Source organism: Nocardiopsis chromatogenes YIM 90109 (assembly GCF_000341185.1).
In the GTDB taxonomy this organism is placed as follows: domain Bacteria; phylum Actinomycetota; class Actinomycetes; order Streptosporangiales; family Streptosporangiaceae; genus Nocardiopsis_A; species Nocardiopsis_A chromatogenes.
Genome location: NZ_ANBH01000118.1, coordinates 47,254 through 67,645 on the forward strand (window position 1 = coordinate 47,254; position 20,392 = coordinate 67,645).

14 protein-coding genes are annotated in these 20,392 nt (G+C 74.4%); 10 read left to right on the forward strand and 4 right to left on the reverse strand.

The genetic code is table 11. The features are described from left to right. Positions 1-68 precede the first annotated feature (68 nt). The 3 genes from D476_RS0112280 to D476_RS0112300 all read left to right on the forward strand — a co-directional run bounded on the left by D476_RS0112280 (position 69) and on the right by D476_RS0112300 (position 3,276). The gene (locus D476_RS0112280; protein WP_017624244.1) at positions 69-734 is read left to right on the forward strand and encodes a TetR/AcrR family transcriptional regulator; all 666 of its coding nucleotides are present in this window, start codon (positions 69-71) and stop codon (positions 732-734) included. Positions 735-1,348: 614 nt separating this feature from the next. Next, positions 1,349-2,098, forward strand: coding sequence for an LPXTG cell wall anchor domain-containing protein (locus D476_RS35625; protein ID WP_051061724.1), 750 nt, complete (start codon positions 1,349-1,351; stop codon positions 2,096-2,098). 692 nt (positions 2,099-2,790) lie between these two features. Continuing rightward, on the forward strand, positions 2,791-3,276 hold the full coding sequence (locus D476_RS0112300) for a hypothetical protein (RefSeq protein ID WP_152529330.1): 486 nt from the start codon (positions 2,791-2,793) through the stop codon (positions 3,274-3,276). Here the strand turns inward: D476_RS0112300 and D476_RS0112305 are convergent. The 4 genes from D476_RS0112305 to D476_RS40090 form a co-directional block, all read right to left on the reverse strand. Continuing rightward, positions 3,204-4,469 (reverse strand): hypothetical protein, encoded by a 1,266-nt coding sequence (locus tag D476_RS0112305; RefSeq protein WP_017624245.1) that lies wholly within the window; start codon positions 4,467-4,469, stop codon positions 3,204-3,206. The genes D476_RS0112300 and D476_RS0112305 overlap by 73 nt on opposite strands. A 67-nt stretch (positions 4,470-4,536) precedes the next feature. Further along, a complete protein-coding gene (locus D476_RS0112310) occupies positions 4,537-5,178 on the reverse strand; it encodes a hypothetical protein (RefSeq protein WP_026123442.1) in 642 nt (213 codons plus the stop codon). Between the two features lie 159 nt (positions 5,179-5,337). Next, entirely contained in the window at positions 5,338-5,565 is a 228-nt protein-coding gene (locus D476_RS38490) for a hypothetical protein (protein ID WP_026123443.1), read from the reverse strand. After that, positions 5,550-6,044 (reverse strand): ATP-binding cassette domain-containing protein, encoded by a 495-nt coding sequence (locus D476_RS40090; protein ID WP_394296932.1) that lies wholly within the window; start codon positions 6,042-6,044, stop codon positions 5,550-5,552. Before D476_RS40090 ends, D476_RS38490 begins: the two co-directional genes overlap by 16 nt. Positions 6,045-6,058: 14 nt before the next feature. Here D476_RS40090 and D476_RS0112325 point away from each other — a divergent pair, with 14 nt between their 5' ends. The 7 genes from D476_RS0112325 (at position 6,059) to D476_RS0112355 (ending at position 20,381) form a co-directional block, all read left to right on the forward strand. After that, entirely contained in the window at positions 6,059-7,561 is a 1,503-nt protein-coding gene (locus D476_RS0112325) for a choice-of-anchor A family protein (protein WP_239648686.1), read from the forward strand. A gap of 581 nt (positions 7,562-8,142) precedes the next feature. Then, positions 8,143-9,681, forward strand: coding sequence for a sensor histidine kinase (locus D476_RS33080; RefSeq protein WP_051061727.1), 1,539 nt, complete (start codon positions 8,143-8,145; stop codon positions 9,679-9,681). Between the two features lie 76 nt (positions 9,682-9,757). Further along, on the forward strand, positions 9,758-10,183 hold the full coding sequence (locus tag D476_RS0112335; protein ID WP_017624247.1) for a roadblock/LC7 domain-containing protein: 426 nt from the start codon (positions 9,758-9,760) through the stop codon (positions 10,181-10,183). Positions 10,184-10,228: 45 nt separating this feature from the next. Next, positions 10,229-10,591, forward strand: coding sequence for a DUF742 domain-containing protein (locus D476_RS33085; RefSeq protein ID WP_017624248.1), 363 nt, complete (start codon positions 10,229-10,231; stop codon positions 10,589-10,591). Positions 10,592-10,604: 13 nt separating this feature from the next. Then, a complete protein-coding gene (locus D476_RS0112345) occupies positions 10,605-11,162 on the forward strand; it encodes a GTP-binding protein (RefSeq protein ID WP_017624249.1) in 558 nt (185 codons plus the stop codon). A gap of 41 nt (positions 11,163-11,203) precedes the next feature. Then, positions 11,204-12,457 carry a styrene monooxygenase/indole monooxygenase family protein gene (locus D476_RS0112350; protein WP_017624250.1) on the forward strand — a complete coding sequence of 418 codons (1,254 nt, stop codon included), beginning with the start codon at positions 11,204-11,206 and terminating at the stop codon, positions 12,455-12,457. A gap of 499 nt (positions 12,458-12,956) precedes the next feature. Beyond that, complete coding sequence (locus D476_RS0112355) at positions 12,957-20,381, forward strand: type I polyketide synthase (RefSeq protein WP_017624251.1); 7,425 nt, start codon at positions 12,957-12,959, stop codon at positions 20,379-20,381. Positions 20,382-20,392 lie beyond the last annotated feature (11 nt).

Below are 20,392 nucleotides of genomic sequence, written 5' to 3' on the forward strand. Positions count from 1 at the left end.
CATGGCAGGATCGTGCGGTACCCGAACACCGCGGGCGCGGACCCGCGCGGCGACCGAGAGGACGAGGAGTGGCCCGCCCGAAGACCCCGCTGCTGACCCGACAGGGCATCCGGGACGCCGCTCTCGGGCTGGTGGACCGCGACGGCCTCGAAGGGCTGTCCATGCGCAAGCTGGCCCAGGAGCTCGACGTGCAGGCGGCCTCCCTCTACAGCCACTACCGGACCAAGGACGAGCTGCTCGCCGACATCGCCAACGGCATCATGGCGGGCGTCGACGTGTCCGGCTTCGACGGCGGCGACTGGCGGCACGGGCTGACGGTGTGGGCCCGCACCTACCGCCGGGCCCTGGCGGCCCACCCCAACCTGGTCCCGGTGATCGCCGTGGGGCCGGGCCGCCGGGAGGAGGCCCTGCGCCGCGCGGACGCGATCCACGGCGGCCTGGTGGCGGCCGGGTGGCCGCCCCGGCACGCCACGATGATCGGCGCCTCGACGAAATACCTGGTGGTGGGCGGCGCGATCAACTCCTTCGCGCGCGGGTTCGACGACGACGTCCAGGTCTACCGGGACCGGTACCCCAACCTGTTCCAGGCCCACAAGCTGGCCGAGCACGCCGCCGAGATCGACGAGGACAGCTTCGAGCTGGCCCTGGAGGCGTTCCTGGCGGGGCTGGAAGGGCTGTACGAGAAGGTGAGGGTGCCGACCGCGTCCGGCGAGGACCGCGGCCCCCGGGCCTGAGGCCCTTGACGGGCCCATGGGGTGGGGGCTGCACCGCTCCCCTGGTCGGCGCCGTCATCGGAGTGCTGAGGTTCGAGTGGGCGGCCGCCGTGTTCCCGGGGGTGCTGCCCGGCGATGGGTTCGGCCCCCGGGGTGGCGGTGGGATGGGGCCTCTCCTCTGGTGGGCGGAGGTCTCAGCGCTGTGTCCGACCACTGACACCGGAGTCCTGTACTTCGGTGGGGAAACGAGGGGGACATGGGGCCGCCCCGTGGCCGACCTGTGGAGGACCCTCGACCGAGCCGGACCGGTCGACGACGGGTCTGCGGCCAGGTGGTGGAGTGGCCGAAGGCGGGCGCGCTGAGACGGGCGGTCGACGGCTTCCGGGAAGGCGCCGTCATCTGCACCGCGGGTGCGGTGGGAGCGACGGGCGAGCGCATCCGGGGCGTGCTTCGGGAGGCGAATCTGACGAAATGTTTACCGCGCAACGCCTGGTCAGTGCCCGTCTATGTCCGTTGACTGATGCAATGCTTACGCTATGTCCAGGAATGGTGACGGTGCGAATATTCCCAACGAGCGATCCGTATGGCGTCTGGCCCTCGCCAGAGGGACGGGGGCCGCCGGGGCGGCCATCCTGATGACGGCTCTGGCCATGCCGAGCGAGGCGTCGACCGTCGGAGCGGACGCCCCTGCCGTGGATGATCGGCAGGCGTCGGCCCGGTCGCCGGTCCCGGAGCAGGTCGAGGACGTCCTGCCGGAGGGGGTCCGGCTTCCGGAGCCGCAGGTTCCGCAGGTGGCGGTGCCCTCCATGCCGGTGCCCGACGTCCAGAGTGCACCCGAGGCGTCGGCGGCGAAGCAGGCTCCGCAGTCGAGCGATTACGACTACGACGGCGGCGGCTCCAACGGCGGCGGGTCCGACGATGGTGGCTCCGACGGCGGCGGGTCTGACGGCGGCGGGTCTGACGGCGGCGGGTCTGACGGCGGCGGGTCTGACGGCGGCGGGTCCGGTAATAACGGTGATAGCGGCTACGGCGACGACGGCGATAACGGCGACGACGGCGATAACGGCGACGACGGCGATAACGGCGACGACGGCGGCAACGGCGACGACGGCGATAACGGCGACGACGGCGATAACGGTGCTGACGACTGCGATGCCGACGACGGCGCTGCCAATGGCGACGACGGTGCCGACGACTGCGATGGTGAGGACGGCGCTGACGACGGCAACGGTGCCGATGACGGTGACGGCGACGCCGCTGGGGCCGAGAGTCTGCCTGTGACGGGGCCCGAAACCGGCCTCTTCACGGCGGCGGGGCTGCTCCTGGCCGGTATCGGTGGCGCTGCGATCTACGTTTCGCGGCGGCGCCCGGAGGCGACGGACTAACGCTCGTCGCTGCGATAGGGATCCGATGTGAGGCTGCACCCGCCCCGGCCGGTTCTCCCGGCCGGGGCGGGTCCATGTCGGTGAGGGGGCAGTGCCTTGCCCACGATCGGACGGTGTGTCGGCCGTTCAGAGGACGAGGCGGGACGGCGCCGCCGCGCCTGAACCGGACCACTCCGGAGGGGCCCGTCGATGACGAGTGGGAACACGGCTCCTCACGCGCGCCCGGCCCTGGTCGCCGGGGCCGTCTCAAGGATGGAGCGCTCTCCCGCCCGTGTGCTCGCGGAGCCCGGGTGAACCGTACTCGCGCACGGATGCGACGAGGGACGAGGAACGCTGCATCAAGGTCGCGGCAGAGCGGCGCGCGGCGGGAGGCTCCGCCGCTCCGTACCTCGTCGACCTGGCCTCCCTGCGGCAGGTGGCCGAACGGCGAACTCGGCCGGAAAGTCGCCTCGGACCATCCGCCCCCGGGCTCCTCGTGAACTACGCCGGTGTCGGGTTCGGCGCCGATCGCACCCGGCATGAGCTCGGCGAGGACGGCTACGAGCTGCGACTCGCCGTACGACCTCGCCGACCTCGCGCCGACCTCACGGCGACCTCGCGCCGGTTGTGCCGACGAGGAAACCGCGGGCGCCGCTCCGTGCCGCGGCGGGGCCCAGGTGCTGAACGTCGGGCCTTCCGGCCAGAGCCCCGATATGGACGACCCGCAGCTCACCAGGGGATACGAGGGCAGGGAGGCGCACCCGCACAGCAAGTGGTCCCTCGTGGCCCACACCTTCGCCGTCGCGGACGCGTTCGCGAGGGACGGGAACCGGGTCACCCGCATCCACCCGGTGGCCTTCATGGAGGCGACCATGGTGCCGGAGGCGGGGGCGAGCCCGCTGAACTCGGTCGATACGGGCGTCACGGGCCGCTTCTCCAACGAGGAGCAGGAGAGTCCGGCCCACCCGGAGGCGTACGACCCCGACAGCAGGGAAGGGCGGCCGGCACCGACCGAGAGGCCCATCGCGCCCGTGGCGGGGAGCGGCGGAGGCACGGCACGGGACGGCATCCGGAGCCGAAGGCCGACGCTCGGCCCCCGCCCCAGGAGTCCGCCCGACGTGTTCCGCTACGCCCCGCAGACCGGTTCCGTCCACGGGTCGGAGCCGAGCCCGCTGTCCGGGTGCAGGCGGATCACGTAGTCGGCCGTGGACACCGGCACCACCTCGGGCGGGAACGTGTCGTCCTCCACCGGGCGCAGCAGTAGCCACGCGGCGCCGTCCTCACGGCCGAGCAGGGTCGCCGCCCGCTCGGGCGCCGCGCAGATCCCCGCCGGGTCGGTGCCCGCCCCGACGGGGGACACCTGGACCGGCCGGAGGGTCCGGGGCAGAGCCAAGGCCGACCGCTCCGGCGGCAGGTAGCCGTACTCGCGCACCGCCATCCCCGCGCTGACCGCGCTCCCGGCCGCCAGGATGTACCCGCCGAGGCCGAGGACCCCCAGCAGCCCCACGCCGACCAGGAGCGCGACGACCGTCCGGCGCGCCTGGGCCCCGGGGACGCGCGACGTCAGGTCCCGCGGATCGGAGAAGGGGACCAGGTCGTGCAGCAGGCGCGTCAGCAGGTCGCGTGGGCGGGCCGTCGCGGAGCCGTCGTCCCCGCCCGACTCCACGGCACCCCTGTGGCGGCCCCACCGGCGTACGACGGCGAAGGCCGCGGCGGCCCCGGCGAAGAACAGCAGCAGCGGCCACGGCTGGGGGAGGAGCCACACGCGCAGCGCCACCGCGGGGGCGGCCGCACCGACCGCCGCGGAGCCCCCGATCGCGCATCCGGACAGGTACGCATAGGTGCTGTCCCGGCTGATCAGCCGGGCCGCGCTGCCCAACCACCCCAGCCCGAGCACCGCGGCCGCGAGCGTCGCCGCCAGGTCGACCGCCCCTTGGGGGAGCCGGGTGAGCAGTGCGGCATAGGCGGCGCCGTAGACGATGGCGACCATGCCGATCAGGTAGACCAGCGTTGTCAGGGCCGCCGTCGGTGCCACGAGCGCGGACGAGGGGGCCGGGGCGATGAGCGCCGCCCCGGCGGCGTAGGCGGCGACGAGCACGACCACCACGGTCGCCGCCACGACCACGGTCTCCGCCGTGGCGGCGACGTATTCGCCGTACCCGACCGGCACCTCACCGAGCCCGACGCCGAGCGTCCGGTAGAACTCGGCATAACGCGCGAGCACGATCCCGTGGACGAGCGTGGCGCCGAGCACCAGCGCGGCCACGACGGCCGCCCAGCGCCCGGGACGCTGGACCACGGTGATCGGCCCGAAGGCGTCCCTGAACTGGAGCACGGTCCCCTTGACGCCGTGCGCCTCGTTGCGGTGGGAGGGGGGATCCTCGTCGACCATCGGGCCTCAACAAGGTGGAGGGACGGTAGCGGGGAAGGGCGGTGGCGGGGAGGGGGCGGTCGGCCGGTCAGCCGCTCCCGAGCGGCGCGGAGTGCCAGCTCCAGTCCGGGCCGCGCCGTTCGCGGCCGTCCAGGGCGCCTCTGCCGGTGGCCCACAGGAGGGTCGGCCAGGGGGCGGTGCCGGTCGGCGCCTCGGGGAACAGCCGCGCCAGCGCGGGCGCGACCAGGTCGGCCGGCGGATCCCACTCCACGCCCAGCCCTTCGGCGATGTCGGAGGCGTGGACGACCGTTTCGACCACCCCCATCGCCGCGAAGCCTTCCGGGTCCGCCACACCCCACACGTGCGAGGCGCGCACCGTATCCGGTTTCGTCCGCACGGTCGCGGCGACGAGCCCGCCCATGGCGTCGAGCAGGTCCAGCCGCGCGCCGGGACCGTGCGCGCGCTCGGAGCTGATCGCCTTCATCGGGCCGTCGACGCCCTGCCGCTCGTACTGGACGCGGGGCACACGATCGGGGGAGGGATGGGCGGGGGCGAGCCGCACCGCATACGAGAAGAGGGCGGTGTTCAGGTGGTCGAGCGCGTCCCAGCAGCTCTCGTCCATGGGACCGGCCTGCCGGTCCCACATGTGGGCCGGTGCCGCCCGCAACGCCTCCACGGCGAGGCGCACCGCCCGTTCGACATCGTCGCCTATGACAGGGGTTCGCGTCATGCCCGGAATCCTCCCAGCTTCACCGCACCCGGACCACAGGGCCACCGCCCCACCGCTCCGAGCCGGGAAGTGGGCCAGGTCAGAAACGACGGCTCCCGACCCCCGAGCCCGCTGGCCCCGAACCCGCCGACCGTCCTCCCGCCCCTCCCTCCTCCGCCGCTACACGGCCGTGGAGGGCCGGCGCCAGTTCTCGGCCTTCCTGCGGCTGTTCCAGAACTCCCGGTAGGCCGGGCAGCGGCCGATCAGTTCCGAGTACGGGCCCTGGTCGACGACGCGGCCGTCGGAGGACAGCAGGACCACGTGGTCGGCGTCGAGGGTGGTGTGCAGACAGTGGGCGATCACCAGGATCGTGGTGCGCCCGCGCAACGCGTTCAGGCTCGCGGACACGCGCCGCTCGTTCTCGGGGTCCAGGGGGCCGTCGCCTCGTCGAGCAGGAGTACCGGGGCCTGTTTGAGCAATGCCCGTGCCAGGGCCACGCGCTGGCGTTCCCCTCCGGACAGGGCGGCGCCCCCTTCCCCCACGCGTGTGTGCCAGCCCTCCGGCAGCCGGTCGACGATCTCGGTGACCCCCGCGGCCTCGGCCGCCCGGACGACGTCCTCCTCATCCGCGTCGGGCCGGCCGAGGACGACGTTGGCCCTGAGAGTGTCGTCGAACAGGTAAACGTCCTGAAACACCAGAGCGAGCTGGCGCATCAGGCCCTCGGTGCTCTGGTCGCGTGGTTCGTCCTGGGGTGAGGCCCGTCTGAGTGATGGGGAAGTATTTACTCCGTACCACCCCGTGGATCGTGACCACTCTTCGTGTTTGATGTGACGCTTAAAGTATGGGAACCAACGTCGACGTCGAGAGTGACCAGCATCGGCGGTCAACGAGGTGGCGGGCCGTGGGGATCCTGGGGGCGGGGGTCGCCGGGGCGGCGGTGCTGGCGGGGGCCCTCGCGCTCACCAGTGTCGCCGCCACCCTGCCCGGCGGGCTCGGGCCGTGCCTGCCGGGTGACTGCCCCGACGAGTACCCCGATCCGCACTCCGGGCCCATCGAAGGCCGGGACAACGCGATCAACATCTTCGTCGGCGGCGACATGCTCGTCCGGGAGGGTGCCGCCGAGGCTGAGGGGAAGGTCGTCGTTCTCGGCGGCTTCGACCAGGACAAGAGCGCGGGGGCGTCGAGCGTCTACAACGTCGGCGTCGTCGGCGTCGGATCACGCGTGCCGCCCGACGACGGGACCGACTTCCTCACGGTCGGCGGAGACCTCTCCGTGGCCGACGGCCAGCGCCTCCTGGCCGAGGAGGGCAGTGTCCACGGGGTCGTGCGCTACGGCGGCGACCGCCAGGGCGGGGGCACGGTCAGGCCGACCGAGGTGCAGGACCCCGACGCAGCGGCACCGTACACCGACCTCCGTTCGCAACTGGAGGAGGCGAGCAACTGCTACGCCTACCCCGAAGGTGAGCTGAGGGAGGCCACGGGCACGGCCGACAACCAGGGGCATACCACCGTGTTCACCGGGGACGGGTCCTCGGCGTTGCAGGTGTTCAACGTCGACTTCGACCTGGCCAATACCGGCGGCGGCATGCAGGCCGTCTCGTTCGCCGGAATCCCGGACGACGCCACCGTCCTGATCAATGTCATCGGTGACGAGCCGACCCTGAACATCAACCAGAGCTTCGTCCCCGACGGCCTCCGGGAACGGCTCCTGTGGAACTTCCCCGACGCCACCACGGTGAACATGAAGGGGACCGACCAGTTCCAGGGCAGTGTGCTCGTCGGCGACCCGGCCAGTACGACGCACCTGTCCATGCCGGGGACCAACGGCCGCTTCTTCACGACGGGGACGCTCGTGCACGAGTCCGACGGGGGCGGCGGCGGGCAGGAGCTGCACGCCTATCCGTTCAACGGCGACTTGCCGGAGTGTGCGGAGCCCAGTCCGTCTCCGAGCCCGAGTCCTAGCGTCAGTCCCTCTCCGGATCCGAGTCCGGAGCCGTCTCCGGAACCGACGCCGACACCGGAGCCGACGCCGTCTCCGACACCTTCTCCGGAACCGTCTCCGAGCCCGGAGCCGACACCTTCTCCGGAACCGACGCCGGAACCGGAACCGTCTCCGAGTCCGACGGACCCGGATGACCCCACTCCCGAGCCGACGCCGACCCCGGAGCCGACGAGCTCTGACGACCCCGGGCCCGGTCCCGAGCCGGACGGGGACGGCTACGACGGGGGCGGCTACGACGGTGGCGGTGGCGACGACGCCCGGGCCCCGGATCGCGGCGGGCTTCCGCTGACCGGGCCCGCGCTCGCCGGGCTCGTCGCGGCGGCGCTGGTCCTGCTCGCCCTCGGCGGGCTGGCCGTCTACGCGTCCTGGAAGAGGCGGGCCGGGGAGGAGTGGGCCGGCTAGAACGTCGAAAGGGGCCGACGCCCCGTCTGTGATCGCACCGCCCGCCCTGACCGGAATCTCCGGTCGGGGCGGGTTTTTCTGTCCGGATGATGGCGGTTTCGTGTCGTGCGACCGGTCTGTGAATTGCTAATTCGCTTAGTAGAAGGCGGGATTGAGGGGAATGCAAGGGGGGCGTTCCCGGTGAAAGGTGTGAAGTGGGGCGACGGGGTCCCGGTTTGCGTTCGGATCCCCTGTGGCCTGGGGGTTTGCGAGTTCTCGGGATTCTCTTCGTTTTCCTGCTGCGGGCGTGTCGTGCTTGCTATCGTTGGCCATCGAACTCGGTCGAACACCGACGGTTCGACCGAAACCCCGACTTCGGTGTGCGAAATATTCCCTGTGATCGGAGGCCGCTTTCCCAGCGGGGCGGAATGGCCGACACCCCCATTCCCACCCCCGACGGTTCCACCCGTGGAGCCGCGGCGCCCGCCCCGTTGAGCGCGGCGGGCGGTCCCGCGGCCCTAGCTCGCCCCACCTGTTAGAGGAGACGTGTTGTGGCACACGCGCCGTCACCGCCAGGTCGCGATGGCAACCCGTTAGCGCACATGATGACGAACGACAACGCACGCCACAGGCAGCCCGGGCGGTTCCGCCGGCTCATGGCCCGCATGGGCCTGGCCCGCAGGGATCCGGACCCGGTGGCCGATTCCGCCGCCCCCGCCGCCGAGCGGACCGGGGCCGACGCCGCCGAGCGTCCCGCCCCCTATCCCTCCGACGGGACGGCCGAGTACCCGGCCGTCCCCCCGAGCGACCGTCCCGCCGACCCCGCGCAGCGGCCGGCCGCGCCCTCGCCCTACGCGGTCCCCGACCCGGCGCCGCAGGCGCACCCCCCGGCCGGTGGACCGCCCGGAGGGCAGCCCTTCATGGGCTCCGCCCCGGGGACCGGCGGCTACGCGCGCCCGCAGACGCCCCCCGGCGGCGGCCTCCGCCCCTCGCAGGGGCGCAACGTCCCCGCCGCGCAGGGCCCCCCGCCCGGTGCCGCCTTCGGCGGCAGCGCCCCCGGCGGCCACCTCCACGGGAGCACGTTCAACGGAGGGGGGACGGCCACGGCGGTGCGCCAGGACACGGTGCGCATGACCGACTTCATGGCCGGGATGGCGATGCGCGACCTCAACCTGGTCGACGCGCTGCTGGCCACGGTCGAGGAGCTGGAGGACACCGCCGACGACCCCAGCCTGATGGACCGGCTGTTCGAGATCGACAACCTCGCCACCCGGATGCGGCGGCACAGCGAGAACCTGCTGCTGCTGACCGACCAGACCACCGTCGAGCCCGACGAGGAGCCGGTCTCGGTCCTGGACGTCGCCCGCGCCGCCATCTCCGAGATCAAGGACTACCCGCGGGTCCAGGTGGGCCGCCTGCCCAACGGGTACGTGGTGGGCACCGCCGCCGACGACATCAGCCACCTGCTGGCCGAGCTGCTGGACAACGCCACCCAGCACTCGCCCGAGCACGCCCAGGTCGTGATCAGCGCCCAGCCCATGGCCGACGGCGGCCTGCTCTACATCGTCGAGGACGAGGGCGTCGGCCTGCCGCGCGAGGAGGTCGCCGACCTCAACTCCCGGCTCACCGGCCCGCCCCGGCTCGACCAGCGCGCCCTGCGCCACATGGGCCTGTACGTCGCCAGCCGCATCGCCTACCGGCACGGCCTCACCGTCCAGCTGGAGGCGCGCGCCTTCCGCGGCGTCAGCGCCTACGCGGTCGTCCCGGCGAGCCTGCTCACCGACAAGGGGCCCCGCCCCGAGCGCGGCAAGGGCATGACGGCCAGCCGCAACACCCCGTCGCTGCCGCCCCGCCCGCCGCAGTACCCCCCGGCGCGCCCGGCGCCGCCGCCCGGCGAGGCGCCGCAGTCCGCGGTCACCGAGGCGGGCCTGCCCCGGCGCAGCGCCCACCGCGACCCGGCCAAGGCCGCGATGCTCCAGCAGATCGCCCAGGACCTGGCGGCCGAGGACGGCGCCGCCCCCGGCGGACGGCACCACGGCCGCTCCGAGGAGGGGTCGGTCGAGGACCGCGCCGCCCGGATCCGCGACGAGCTCGGCGGCTTCCTGGAGGGCGAGCAGGCGGCGTTCCGGGAGAAGGAGTGAACGGGCACCCGGCCGCCGACGGCGGCCCCGCGCCGCACGGACCCCAGACCACTGCTGACAAGAGGCGGATACACCCATGAACGAGCAGTTGACCGTGAGCGCCGAGGATTTCTCCTTCCTCGTCTCCAACTTCGTCCGCGACACCCACGGCGCCGAGCACGCGATCGTCGTCTCCTCGGACGGCCTGCTGCTGACCGCCTCCCGGGACTTCCCCGGGGAGCACGCCGAGCAGCTCGCCGCCATCGCCAGCGGCCTGCAGAGCCTGGCCCTGGGCGGATCCAAGCTCTTCGACAAGGGCGAGTGCCAGTCGCTCATCGTGCGGATGCGCGAGGGGCACCTGATCGTGATGGCCATCAGCGACGGGTCCTGCCTGGCCGTGCTGAGCGACCGGCGCGCGCAGATGAACGTCGTCGCCTACGAGATGACACGCCTGGTCGAGCGCGTCGCGCACGTGCTCACCCCGCAGCTCCGCACGGAGCTGCGCGAGGTCGTCGGGAAGTGACCCGGTGGCACGGACGGCACGGAGAATGAAGAGGATGCCACTGTTATGAGCAACCGCAGGCGCGGGGGCGGCACACGGATCCGCTCCTACACCTTCACCGGTGGGCGGACCCGGTCGCGGCATCCGCTCATGGTGCAGACGCTCGTGTCCACCGGCGACCCGGGCCACGACCCGCCCGAGAACCTGATGCCCGAGTCCCAGGAGATCTACCTGCTCTGCCGGGAGACGCGGTCGGTCGCCGAGGTGTCGGCCGAGCTGAAGATCCCGCTGGGGGTCGCCCAGGTTCTGCTCAGCGACCTCGCCGAGCTGGGCCTCGTGTACATCCACCCCACCATCACGGGCTCCAGCCCGTCGGAAAACCAGGTTCTCGAGAGGGCTCTCCGTGGTCTCGAACGACTTTTCCAGTGACGCCCGGACGAAGATGTCGACGAAGATCGTGGTCGCCGGGGGATTCGGCGCCGGAAAGACCACGCTCGTCGGCTCCGTCAGCGAGATCCCGCCGGTGACCACCGAGGCGGTCATGACCGAGGCCAGCGTCGACCACGACGACCTGTCCGCGACGCCGACCAAGGTCACCACCACCGTCGCGATGGACTTCGGCCGGATCACCGTCGACCAGCAACTCATCATGTACATGTTCGGCACGCCCGGCCAGTCCCGGTTCTGGTTCATGTGGGACGACCTGATCCGCGGCGCGGTGGGTGCGGTCGTGGTGGTGGACTGCCGCAGGCTCGCCGACAGCTTCGACGCCGTCGACTACTTCGAGACCAACCGGCGCATCCCCTACATCGTGGCGCTGAACAAGTTCGACGGCCGCCTCGACTTCAGCGCCGACCAGGTGCGCGAGGCGCTGGAGGTGAGCCCGGACGTGCCCATCGTCGACTTCGACGCCCGGGACCGCACCTCCGGAGGCGCGGTGCTCAAGACCCTGCTCCGGTACGCGCTGCAGTCCAACCCCGCGGCGGAGCCGGTCGGCTGACCCTCCGGCAGGCCGCCTCTCGTGGAGAAGGAAACACGTCAATGCGCAAGATCCTCATCGTGGGGGCGGGGCACTCGGGTCTCCAGCTCGCCCACGGGCTGCTGAACAACGGCTACGACGTCACCGTGATCACCGGGCAGACCTCGATCGAGATCCGCACCGGGCGGCCGGCGATCACGCAGCTGACCATGCCGACCGCGCTCGAACTGGAGCGCGAGCTGCACCTGGACTTCTGGAGCGCGCAGTCCCCCCAGATCGACAAGTTCAACATCGGCCTCTTCCCGCCGGGGGCGCCGCCGACGGTCATGCCCAGCCACTTCGAGCAGGGCTACGCCATCGCGGTGGACCGGCGGGTCAAGATCGCCGACTGGCTGGAGTACTTCGAGGACTGCGGCGGGAAGGTGGTCATCCACGGGGTCACCGTGAGCGACCTCGACTACTTCTCCCGCATGTTCGACCTGATCGTGGTCGCGGTGGGCCACGGTGAGCTGGGGGCGCTGTTCGACCACGACTCCTCCCGGTTCAGCGGGGCCCGCAAGCGGGGCACGGCCCAGGCGCTGCTCTACGACGTCGAACCCGAGCAGGGGGAGAAGGAGAGCATCGGCTGGGCCGGGACCGCGCCCGCGCTGGGCTGCTTCTTCCTGGTGCCCTTCCTCACCCGGGAGGGGCACTGCCACGCGCTGTTCATGAGCGAGCGCCCCAGTGAGGGGGGCAGCCAGTGGCCGGTGCGCCCCCGCCCGCACGAGCAGCTGGCGTGGATGAAGGAGAACCTGCGCATGCACGCGGCCCCGTACTACGAGCGGGTCCGCGACGCCGAGCTGATCGACGGCAACAGCACCACCGCGGGGGTCATCCGCCCGCAGGTGCGCAACCCCGTGGGGGTGCTGCCCTCCGGCGGCCTGGTTCTGGGCATATCCGACGTGGTCATCTCCATGGACCCATACGTGCTGCAGGGCTGGAACCATTCGGCCCGGTGTGCCAAGAGCTATCTGGACAGCATCATCGCGCACGGTGACAAGCCGTTCGACCGGCCGTTCCTGGAGCAGACGTTCGAGACGTTCTGGGAGTACGGGCACACCGCCCAGCACTGGTCCGAATGGGTGTCGACGATGTGGGACCAGGACCTGCCCGACTGGGTACAGGAGATCTTCGGTGCGATGGCGGAGGTGCCCGGGGTGGGCGACAGGCTGCTCAAAGGGTGGAACTACCCGCCGGACTTCTTCACCTGGCTCTACGACGAGCGGGGCGGCCGCAAATGGCTGGAGGAGATCCGCGCGATGCGCGCACGGATGTAGAGCCGGGCTGCCCCGTGGTGCGGCGGGTGCCGCGGGCGGGGCCGCCGGGAGCGGAACAGGGCCCGGACGCCGATGAGATCGGCGTCCGGGCTTTTTGTCGCTTGTGGCACATGTGCCACTTTCGTCCCCTCTGTTCGGAGGGCATCTCCGCCTCCTGAGCCCCATGTCCGAAATGAGCTTGCATATTGCCGTGCTTATGCACGGGAGTTATGATCACCCCATTGTCAGGAGAAGGGGACACCTATGCCCGTCTGTGGGGAACGCATATTTTGACGGTTTTCGGGTCGTTCCCGAAGACGCTTGTCCGCCCGGCCGCTCAACCGTGAGGATCGCCATGGCCCGGTACGAGCTCCGCACTTCGGCCGCCGCCCCCTGGGAGAGAGCCGCGCCGCTTCGACGGCGGCGCCGACGCCCTGCGGTGCCCGCCGCGGCCTGAGGCGCCGGAACCTCCCCTGACTCCCGCGCCCGCCGGAGGCGGCTCCCTTTCCTTTCCCCCTCGATGGACGTCGCGATCCTGGAGTGGATTCCCATGCGGTCGAGTGCCCGGTTCCCTGATGCCCACACCGAGAGCGGCGTTCCGGATTCCACGACGGTCGATCCCGCCACCCGCGCCGAGCGCCGGGGCCGGGGCCGTCCGATCGCGATCGTCGGCATGGCCTGCCGCCTCCCCGGCGCGCCGGGGCCGGACGCCTTTCGGCGCCTTCTCGCCGAGGGACGGAGCGCGGTGGGCGCCGTCCCCGGCGACCGCCCCTTCGCCGGGGACCCGCAGGCCGGCCCGGCCGGCCGGTTCGGTGCCTTCGTGGACCGCCCCGACCTGTTCGACGCCGACTTCTTCGGCATCTCCCCGCGCGAGGCGGCCGAGACCGACCCCCGCCAGCGCCTGATGCTGGAGCTGGGCTGGGAGGCCCTGGAGGACGCCCGCATCCCCGCCTCCGCGCTCGCCTCCACGGCCACCGGGGTGTTCGCCGGGGCGTTCGGCGACGACTACGCCCTGGAGCGGCACGAGCGCGGCGGCCCGCCCACCGCGCACACCATGGCCGGGCTGCAGCGCACCATGATCGCCAACCGGCTCTCCTACATCCTGGGGCTGCGCGGGCCGAGCCTGGTCGTGGACACCGGTCAGTCCTCCTCGCTCACCGCGGTGGTGGAGGCGGTGCGGGCGCTGCGGGCGGGCACCTGCACGGCGGCGTTCGCGGGCGGGGTGCACCTGCACTTGTCGCGACACAGCGCCGCCGCGGAGGCGGGGCTGGGCGGGCTGTCCCCGCAGGGCCGCTGCCGCCCGTTCGACGCGGCCGCCGACGGCTACGTGCGGGGCGAGGGCGGAGGCCTGGTGCTGCTCAAGACGCTGGAGGCGGCGCTCGCCGACGGCGACCGGGTGCACGCGGTGATCCTCGGCGGGGCGGTCGGCGGAGAGGGGGCGACCCGGGGGCTGACCGTGCCGGGACGCGGCGGGCAGGAGGCGGTGCTGCGCGAGGCCTGCCGCGACGCGCGGACGGCCCCCCACAGCATCCGCTACGTGGAGCTGCACGGCACCGGCACCCCCGTCGGCGACCCGGTCGAGGCCGAGGCGCTGGGTGCGGTCCTGGGGCCCAGGCGCGCGCGGGACGAGCCGCTGCGCGTCGGGTCGGTCAAGGCCTCCATCGGACACCTGGAGGCGGCCGCCGGGATCGCGGGCCTGATCAAGACGGCGCTGATGGTCCGCGACGGGGAGCTGGTGCCGACGCTCGGCCACACCGAGCCGAACCCGGACATCCCGATGGAGCGGCTGCGGCTGCGCGTGCAGACCGAACGGGAGCCGTTCCCGGGCCGGGGGACGCCGGCGGCGGGCGTGTCGTCGTTCGGGATGGGAGGCACCGACTGCCACGTGGTGCTCGCCGGGCCGCCGCCCCCGCCCCGGGCGGCCTGGGCCCGCCCGCGTCCCGGCGGGCACGGCGCGGAGGAGGGGCCGCCCGGCGGCGAGAGCTGGTGGGTGCTGTCCGGCGCCACCGAGGCGGGTCTGCGCGCGCAGGCGGCGCGGCTGCACGTCCGTCTGACCGAGGAGGGGAGCGCCCTGGCGGGCGCATCCGACGCCGACATCGGGCTGACGCTGGCCGTCGGGCGGACGGCGCTCGCGCACCGGGCGGCGGTGCGGGGCCGCGGCCGCGATGAGCTGCTTCGAGGGGTGGCGGCCGTCGCGGAGGGGAGGGCCGCCGAGGGGGTCGTCACCGGTCGCGTGCGCACGCCGGTCGCGCGCGGGACCGATCCGGAGGGGCCGGACGGGCCGACGGACGCGCAGACGGGCGCGCCGACCGGGGAGGGGGCGCGGGGCGCGACCCCCGGCGAATTGTTCTGCGCGGGCGCCGAGCGGCGGGTGGACTGGCGTGCCCTGTTCGGCTCGGGGGCGCGGATGGTGGACCTGCCGACCTATGCGTTCCAGCGCCGCCGCCACTGGTTCGAGGACGCGGCCGACGGCGGGCCCGGCGGGGACGCCGGTTCCCCGGCGCCCCGGACCGCCGTCGGCGCCGCCTCCCTCGACCTGGTGCGCGAGCACGCCGCCCGGGTGCTCGGCCACCCCTCCCCGGACGCGGTCGACCCCGGTGCGGCCTTCCGCGACCTCGGCTTCGACTCGGCGCTCGGCACCGAGCTGCGCCGGGCGCTGGAAGAGGCGCTGGGGCGGAGGCTGCCCGCCGGGCTCGTCTACGACCACCCCACGCCCGAGCGCCTGGCCCGCTTCCTGGAGCGCGGACGCGAGGACGGGCGGGCCGGGGAGCGGCGGCCGACCGCGCGGTCGGCTGCGGGGCCGGGGCCGGGAACGGCGGCCGGGCCCATCGCGATCACCGCCATGGCCTGCCGGTTCCCCGGCGGCGCGGACACCCCCGAGCGGTTCTGGGAGCTGCTGGCCGACGGGCGCGACGCCACCGGGCCGTTCCCCGTGGACCGGGGGTGGGACCCCGCCCTTTCGCGTGGCGGCGCGGGCTCCGGAAGCTACGTGAGCAGGGGCGGGTTCCTGCACGGCGCGGCCGAGTTCGACGCGGCGTTCTTCGGGATCAGTCCGCGCGAGGCGGCGGCGATGGACCCGCAGCAGCGGTTGCTGCTGGAGGCTGCCTGGGAGGCGGTGGAGCGGGCCGGGACGGACCCGACCGCGCTGCGCGGCACCCGCACCGGCGTGTTCACCGGGGTGACGGCGTCCGGGTACGGGACGGCGGGCGACGGCCGGGGGCACGAGGGGTACCTGATGACCGGGTCGGCGCCGAGCGTGGCGTCGGGGCGCATCGCCTACCTGCTGGGGCTGTCCGGGCCGCCGGTGACCGTCGACACCGCGTGCTCGTCGTCGCTGGTCGCGGTGCACCAGGCGGTGCGGGCGCTGCGCGGCGGCGAGTGCGACAGGGCCCTGGCGGGCGGGGCGTGTGTGATGGCGACCCCCGAGATGTTCACCGAGTTCAGCGCGCAGGGAGGGCTGGCTCCGGACGGCCGGTGCAAGCCGTTCTCCGCCGACGCCGACGGCACCGCCTGGGCCGAGGGGGTCGGGCTGCTCATGCTGGAGCGGTTGTCGGATGCGGTGCGTGGCGGGCGTCGTGTGCTGGCGGTGGTGCGGGGGTCGGCGGTGAATTCGGATGGGGCGTCGAACGGGTTGACGGCGCCCAGTGGTCCGGCGCAGGAGCGGGTGATCGCCGATGCTCTGGCGGATGCGGGGTTGGGGCCGGGCGAGGTGGATGTGGTGGAGGCGCACGGGACGGGCACCAGGCTCGGCGACCCCATCGAGGCCGACGCCTTGGCGGCGGCGTACGGGCGCGGGCGCGAACGGCCCCTGGTGGTGGGGTCGGTGAAGTCGAACATCGGGCACACCCAGGCGGCGGCCGGGGTGGCGGGGCTGATCAAGTGCGTGCTGGCGATGGAGCACGGGCGCATCCCGGCGACCCTGCACGCGGGGGAGCCGACGCCGCACATCGACTGGGAGGAGAGCGGCCTGGTCCCGGCGGCCGAGGCGGTGCCGTGGCCGGAGACGGGCCGTCCGAAGCGCGCGGGGGTGTCGTCGTTCGGGGTGAGCGGGGCCAATGCCCACGTGGTGCTGGAGGAGGCGCCGCCCGGGTCCGGGGCGGCGCCGGAGGCGGCCGCCGATGGGGAGGAGGGCGCCGAAGGGCGGGGGCGCACCTGGCCGTTCGTGCTGTCGGGCGCCGACCCGCAGGCATTGCGGGAGCAGGCGCTCCGCCTCGCGGACCACGTGCGGGCGCATGAGGGGTACCGGTTGCGGGATGTCGCCTACTCCCTGGCCACCACCCGTACCGCGATGGCACGGCGCGCCGTCGTCCTCGCGGACGGCCGCGCCGCGCTCCTGGACGGTCTGGGCAGGGTGGCCCGGGGCGAGGAGGTGGTCGCCCCCGGGGGAGAGGGAGCCCTCTCAGAAGGGGACGACGGCGGTGAGGAGGCGACCGCGCCGGAAGTCCCGGGACGGGCGGGGCCGCCGTCGCCGCCGGAGACGGTGTCCGATTCGCGCCTTGACCGCGGCGGCGAGCCGGGTCCGTCCGGGGCCGGTCGAGGGACGGCTCCCCTGCGAGCGGCGGATGGAGGTGCCGCGTCGTCCCTGAAGTCCGGTACCGACGCGGGGCACCCGGCCCAGGCGTCGTCACCGACGCCCGGCCCCACCCCCCGCCACGATCCCGACGGGCCCGTGTTCGTCTTCCCCGGGCAGGGGACCCAGTGGGAGGGCATGGCCGCCGGGATGCTCCGCGACTCGTCCGCCTTCCGGCGGGCCGCCCACGCCTGTGCCGACGCCCTCCGCCCGCACGTCGACTTCGATCCCCTCGCCGTCCTGCGCGGCGACCCCGGGTCGGCCCCGCTCTCGCGGGTCGATGTCGTCCAGCCCGCCCTGTGGGCGGTCATGGTCGCCCTCGCCGAGGCGTGGCGCGCCGAGGGGGTCGCCCCCTCGGCCGTCGTCGGCCACTCCCAGGGCGAGATCGCCGCCGCCTGCGTCGCCGGGGCCCTCTCCCTCGAGGACGGCGCCGCCGTGGTCGCCAGGCGCAGCGCGGCCCTGGTCGGGCTGGCGGGCACCGGCACCATGGCCGCGCTCGCCCTGCCGGAGGAGCGGGTGCGGGCCCTGCGCGCCCCGGTGCACGTCGCCGCGCTCAACGGCCCCGGGTCCACCGTCGTCTCCGGCACCGTCGAGGCCGTCGTCGAGGCCGTGGCCGAATGCGAGGCGGCCGGTGTCGACGCGCGCCGCATCGACGTCGACTACGGCTCCCACTCGCCGCTGGTCGAGCCGGTGCGCGAGCGGGTCGAACACGCCCTGGCGGGCGTCGCCCCCCGCCCCCCCGAGGTGCCGTTCCACTCGACCCTGCTCGGCCGCCCGGTGGACGCCGAGCCGCTCGACGCCGCCTACTGGTACCGCAACCTGCGCGGCACGGTCCGCTTCGCCCCCGTGGTGCGCGCCCTGGCCGAGGCTGGGAGCGGCCTGTTCATCGAGGTCAGCCCGCACCCGGCGGTCACGCCCGCGGTCTGGGCGACGCTGGAGGCGGCCCACGCGCCCGGCGCCGCCGTCGGCACCCTGCGCCGGGGCGAGGGCGGCGGGGCCCGCTTCACCGAAGCCGTGGGGGAGGCACTGGCCCGGGGCGCTGCCGCCGACCCGCGCCGGGCCGCGGGCGGCGGGCGGCTGCTCGCCGCGGCCGCGGCGGCCTTCACCCGGGGCGCCCGCATCGACTGGGGCCGCTTCTTCACGCACGGGGCACAGGAGGACGCCCCCGGCACCGGGCCGCGCACGGTGCCCCTGCCCACCTACCCCTTCCAGCGGCGGCGGTACTGGCTGGCGCCCGCCCGCCCCGGCCCCGCCGCCGGGCCCGCGGAGGGCGCGGACCCCGCCGACGGCGCGTTCTGGGAGGCGGTCGACCGTGAAGACGCCCACCGCATCGCCGAGGCGATCGGCGTGGACGGCGGCGAACCCCTCAAGGCGGTGCTGCCCGCGCTCGCCGACTGGCGCCGCCGCCGCACCGCCGACCGGGAGCAGGACGCGCTGCGCTACCGCGAGGAATGGGTGCGCACCCCCGTACCCGAGCGGCCCGCCTTGGAGGGCACCTGGCTCCTGGTGGCCGAGCGCGGCGGCACCGGGGTGGCCATGGCCCGTGCCTGCGCCCGCCGGATCGAGGCGCACGGCGCGCGCACCGTCCGCATCGAGGTCGACCCCGGCACCGGCCGCGCGGGGCTGCGCCGCGCGCTGGCGGGAGTCCCCGGTCCGTTCGCCGGGGTGGTCTGCGTGCAGGCCACCGGGGCGCAGCGGCCCGCCGTGCCGCAGGGCCCCGCCGTGCCGCAGGGCCCGGCCTCTACCGCGGCGCTGCTGCAGGCGCTCGGCGACGCCGCCGTCCCCGCACCGCTGTGGTGCGTCACCTCCGGGGCGGTGGCGGCCGCACCCGGGGACCGCATCGGCGACCCGTGGGACGCGGCCGTATGGGGGCTGGGGCGCGTCGCCGCCCAGGAGCACCCCGACCGGTGGGGCGGGTTGGTCGACCTGCCGCCCGGCCCCGGCGAACGCGATCTGGAGGTGCTGTGCGCGGCGCTGGCGCGGCCCGGCGGGGAGGACCAGTTCGCGGTCCGCCCGCAGGGCCTGCTGGCGCGGCGGCTGGTGCGGGCGCCCCTGGAGGGGGCCGCCCCGGTGCGGCGGTGGCGCCCGTCGGGCACGGTGCTGATCACCGGCGGTACGGGCGCGCTCGGCGCGCAGACCGCCCGCCGCCTCGCCGCCGCGGCGGATCCGCCGCACCTGCTGCTGGCGGGGCGGCGCGGTCCCGATGCGCCCGGCGCCGCCGACCTGGCCGAGGAGCTGCGCGCCGCGGGGGCGGCCGTCACCGTGGCCGCCTGCGACGTTTCCGACCGGGAGGCCCTGGCCCGCCTGCTGGACGGGATTCCCGGCGAACGGCCGCTGACGGCGGTCGTGCACGCCGCCGCCGAACTCGACGACGCCCCCGTCGACGCGCTCACCCCCGACCGCATCGAGCGGGCGCTGCGCGCCAAGGCGGTCGGCGCCCTCAACCTGCACGACCTCACCCGGGACGCGGAGCTGGACGCCTTCGTGCTGTTCTCCTCTGCGGCGGCGCTGGTCGGCGTCTCTGGTCAGGGCAACTACGCGCCGGGAAACGCGGTGCTGGACGCGCTCGCCCACCACCGGCGCGGGCTCGGGCTGGAGGCGGTGGCGGTGGCCTGGGGGGCCTGGGCCGACCAGGGCATGGCGGCCGACGGCACCGGGGACCGGCTGGTCCGCCACGGCCTGCCCGGGATCGACGCGGCCACCGCGGTCGAGGCACTGCGCCGGGCCGTGGAGCACGGCGACACGGCGGTGGCGGTGGCCCGCTTCGACTGGTCGCGATTCCCGGCCGCCTTCACCGCCGTGCGGCCCTCCACCCTCCTCGACCGGATCCCCGAGGCGGCCGCGGAGGCGGGCGGCGCGGACGGCCCCGAAGGCGCGGACGGTCCCGGCACCCTGCGCGGGCGGCTGGAGGCCGCGGACCGCGCCGAGCGCAGGCGCCTGCTCCTGGCGGCGGTGCGCGCCGAGGCCTCCGCCGTGCTGGGGCACCGCGCCCCCGGCGACCTCGCCGACGACCGCAGCTTCAAGGACCAGGGCGCCGACTCGGTCACCGCCCTGGAACTGCGCAACCGGATCGCCGCCGCGGTGGGGGAGCGCCTGCCCGCCTCGGTCGTGTTCGACCACCCGACACCCGCGGCGCTCGCCGCCCACCTGGACGGCCTCCTGCCCGGGGCCGCCGACCACCCCGCACGGGAAGGAGACGAGGAGAGGCTGAACCGTGCCCTGGCGGTACTGGAGGAGGTGCTGCCGGGGCTGAAGGAGGGGGCGCCCGCGCGGGCCGCGGCCGAGGGGCGGATGGAGGCGCTGCTCACCGGCGTGTCCTCGGCCACCCGCGACGAGCTGTTCGCCCTCATCGACGAGGAAATCGGCGGCGCATGAGCCGCGCCGCA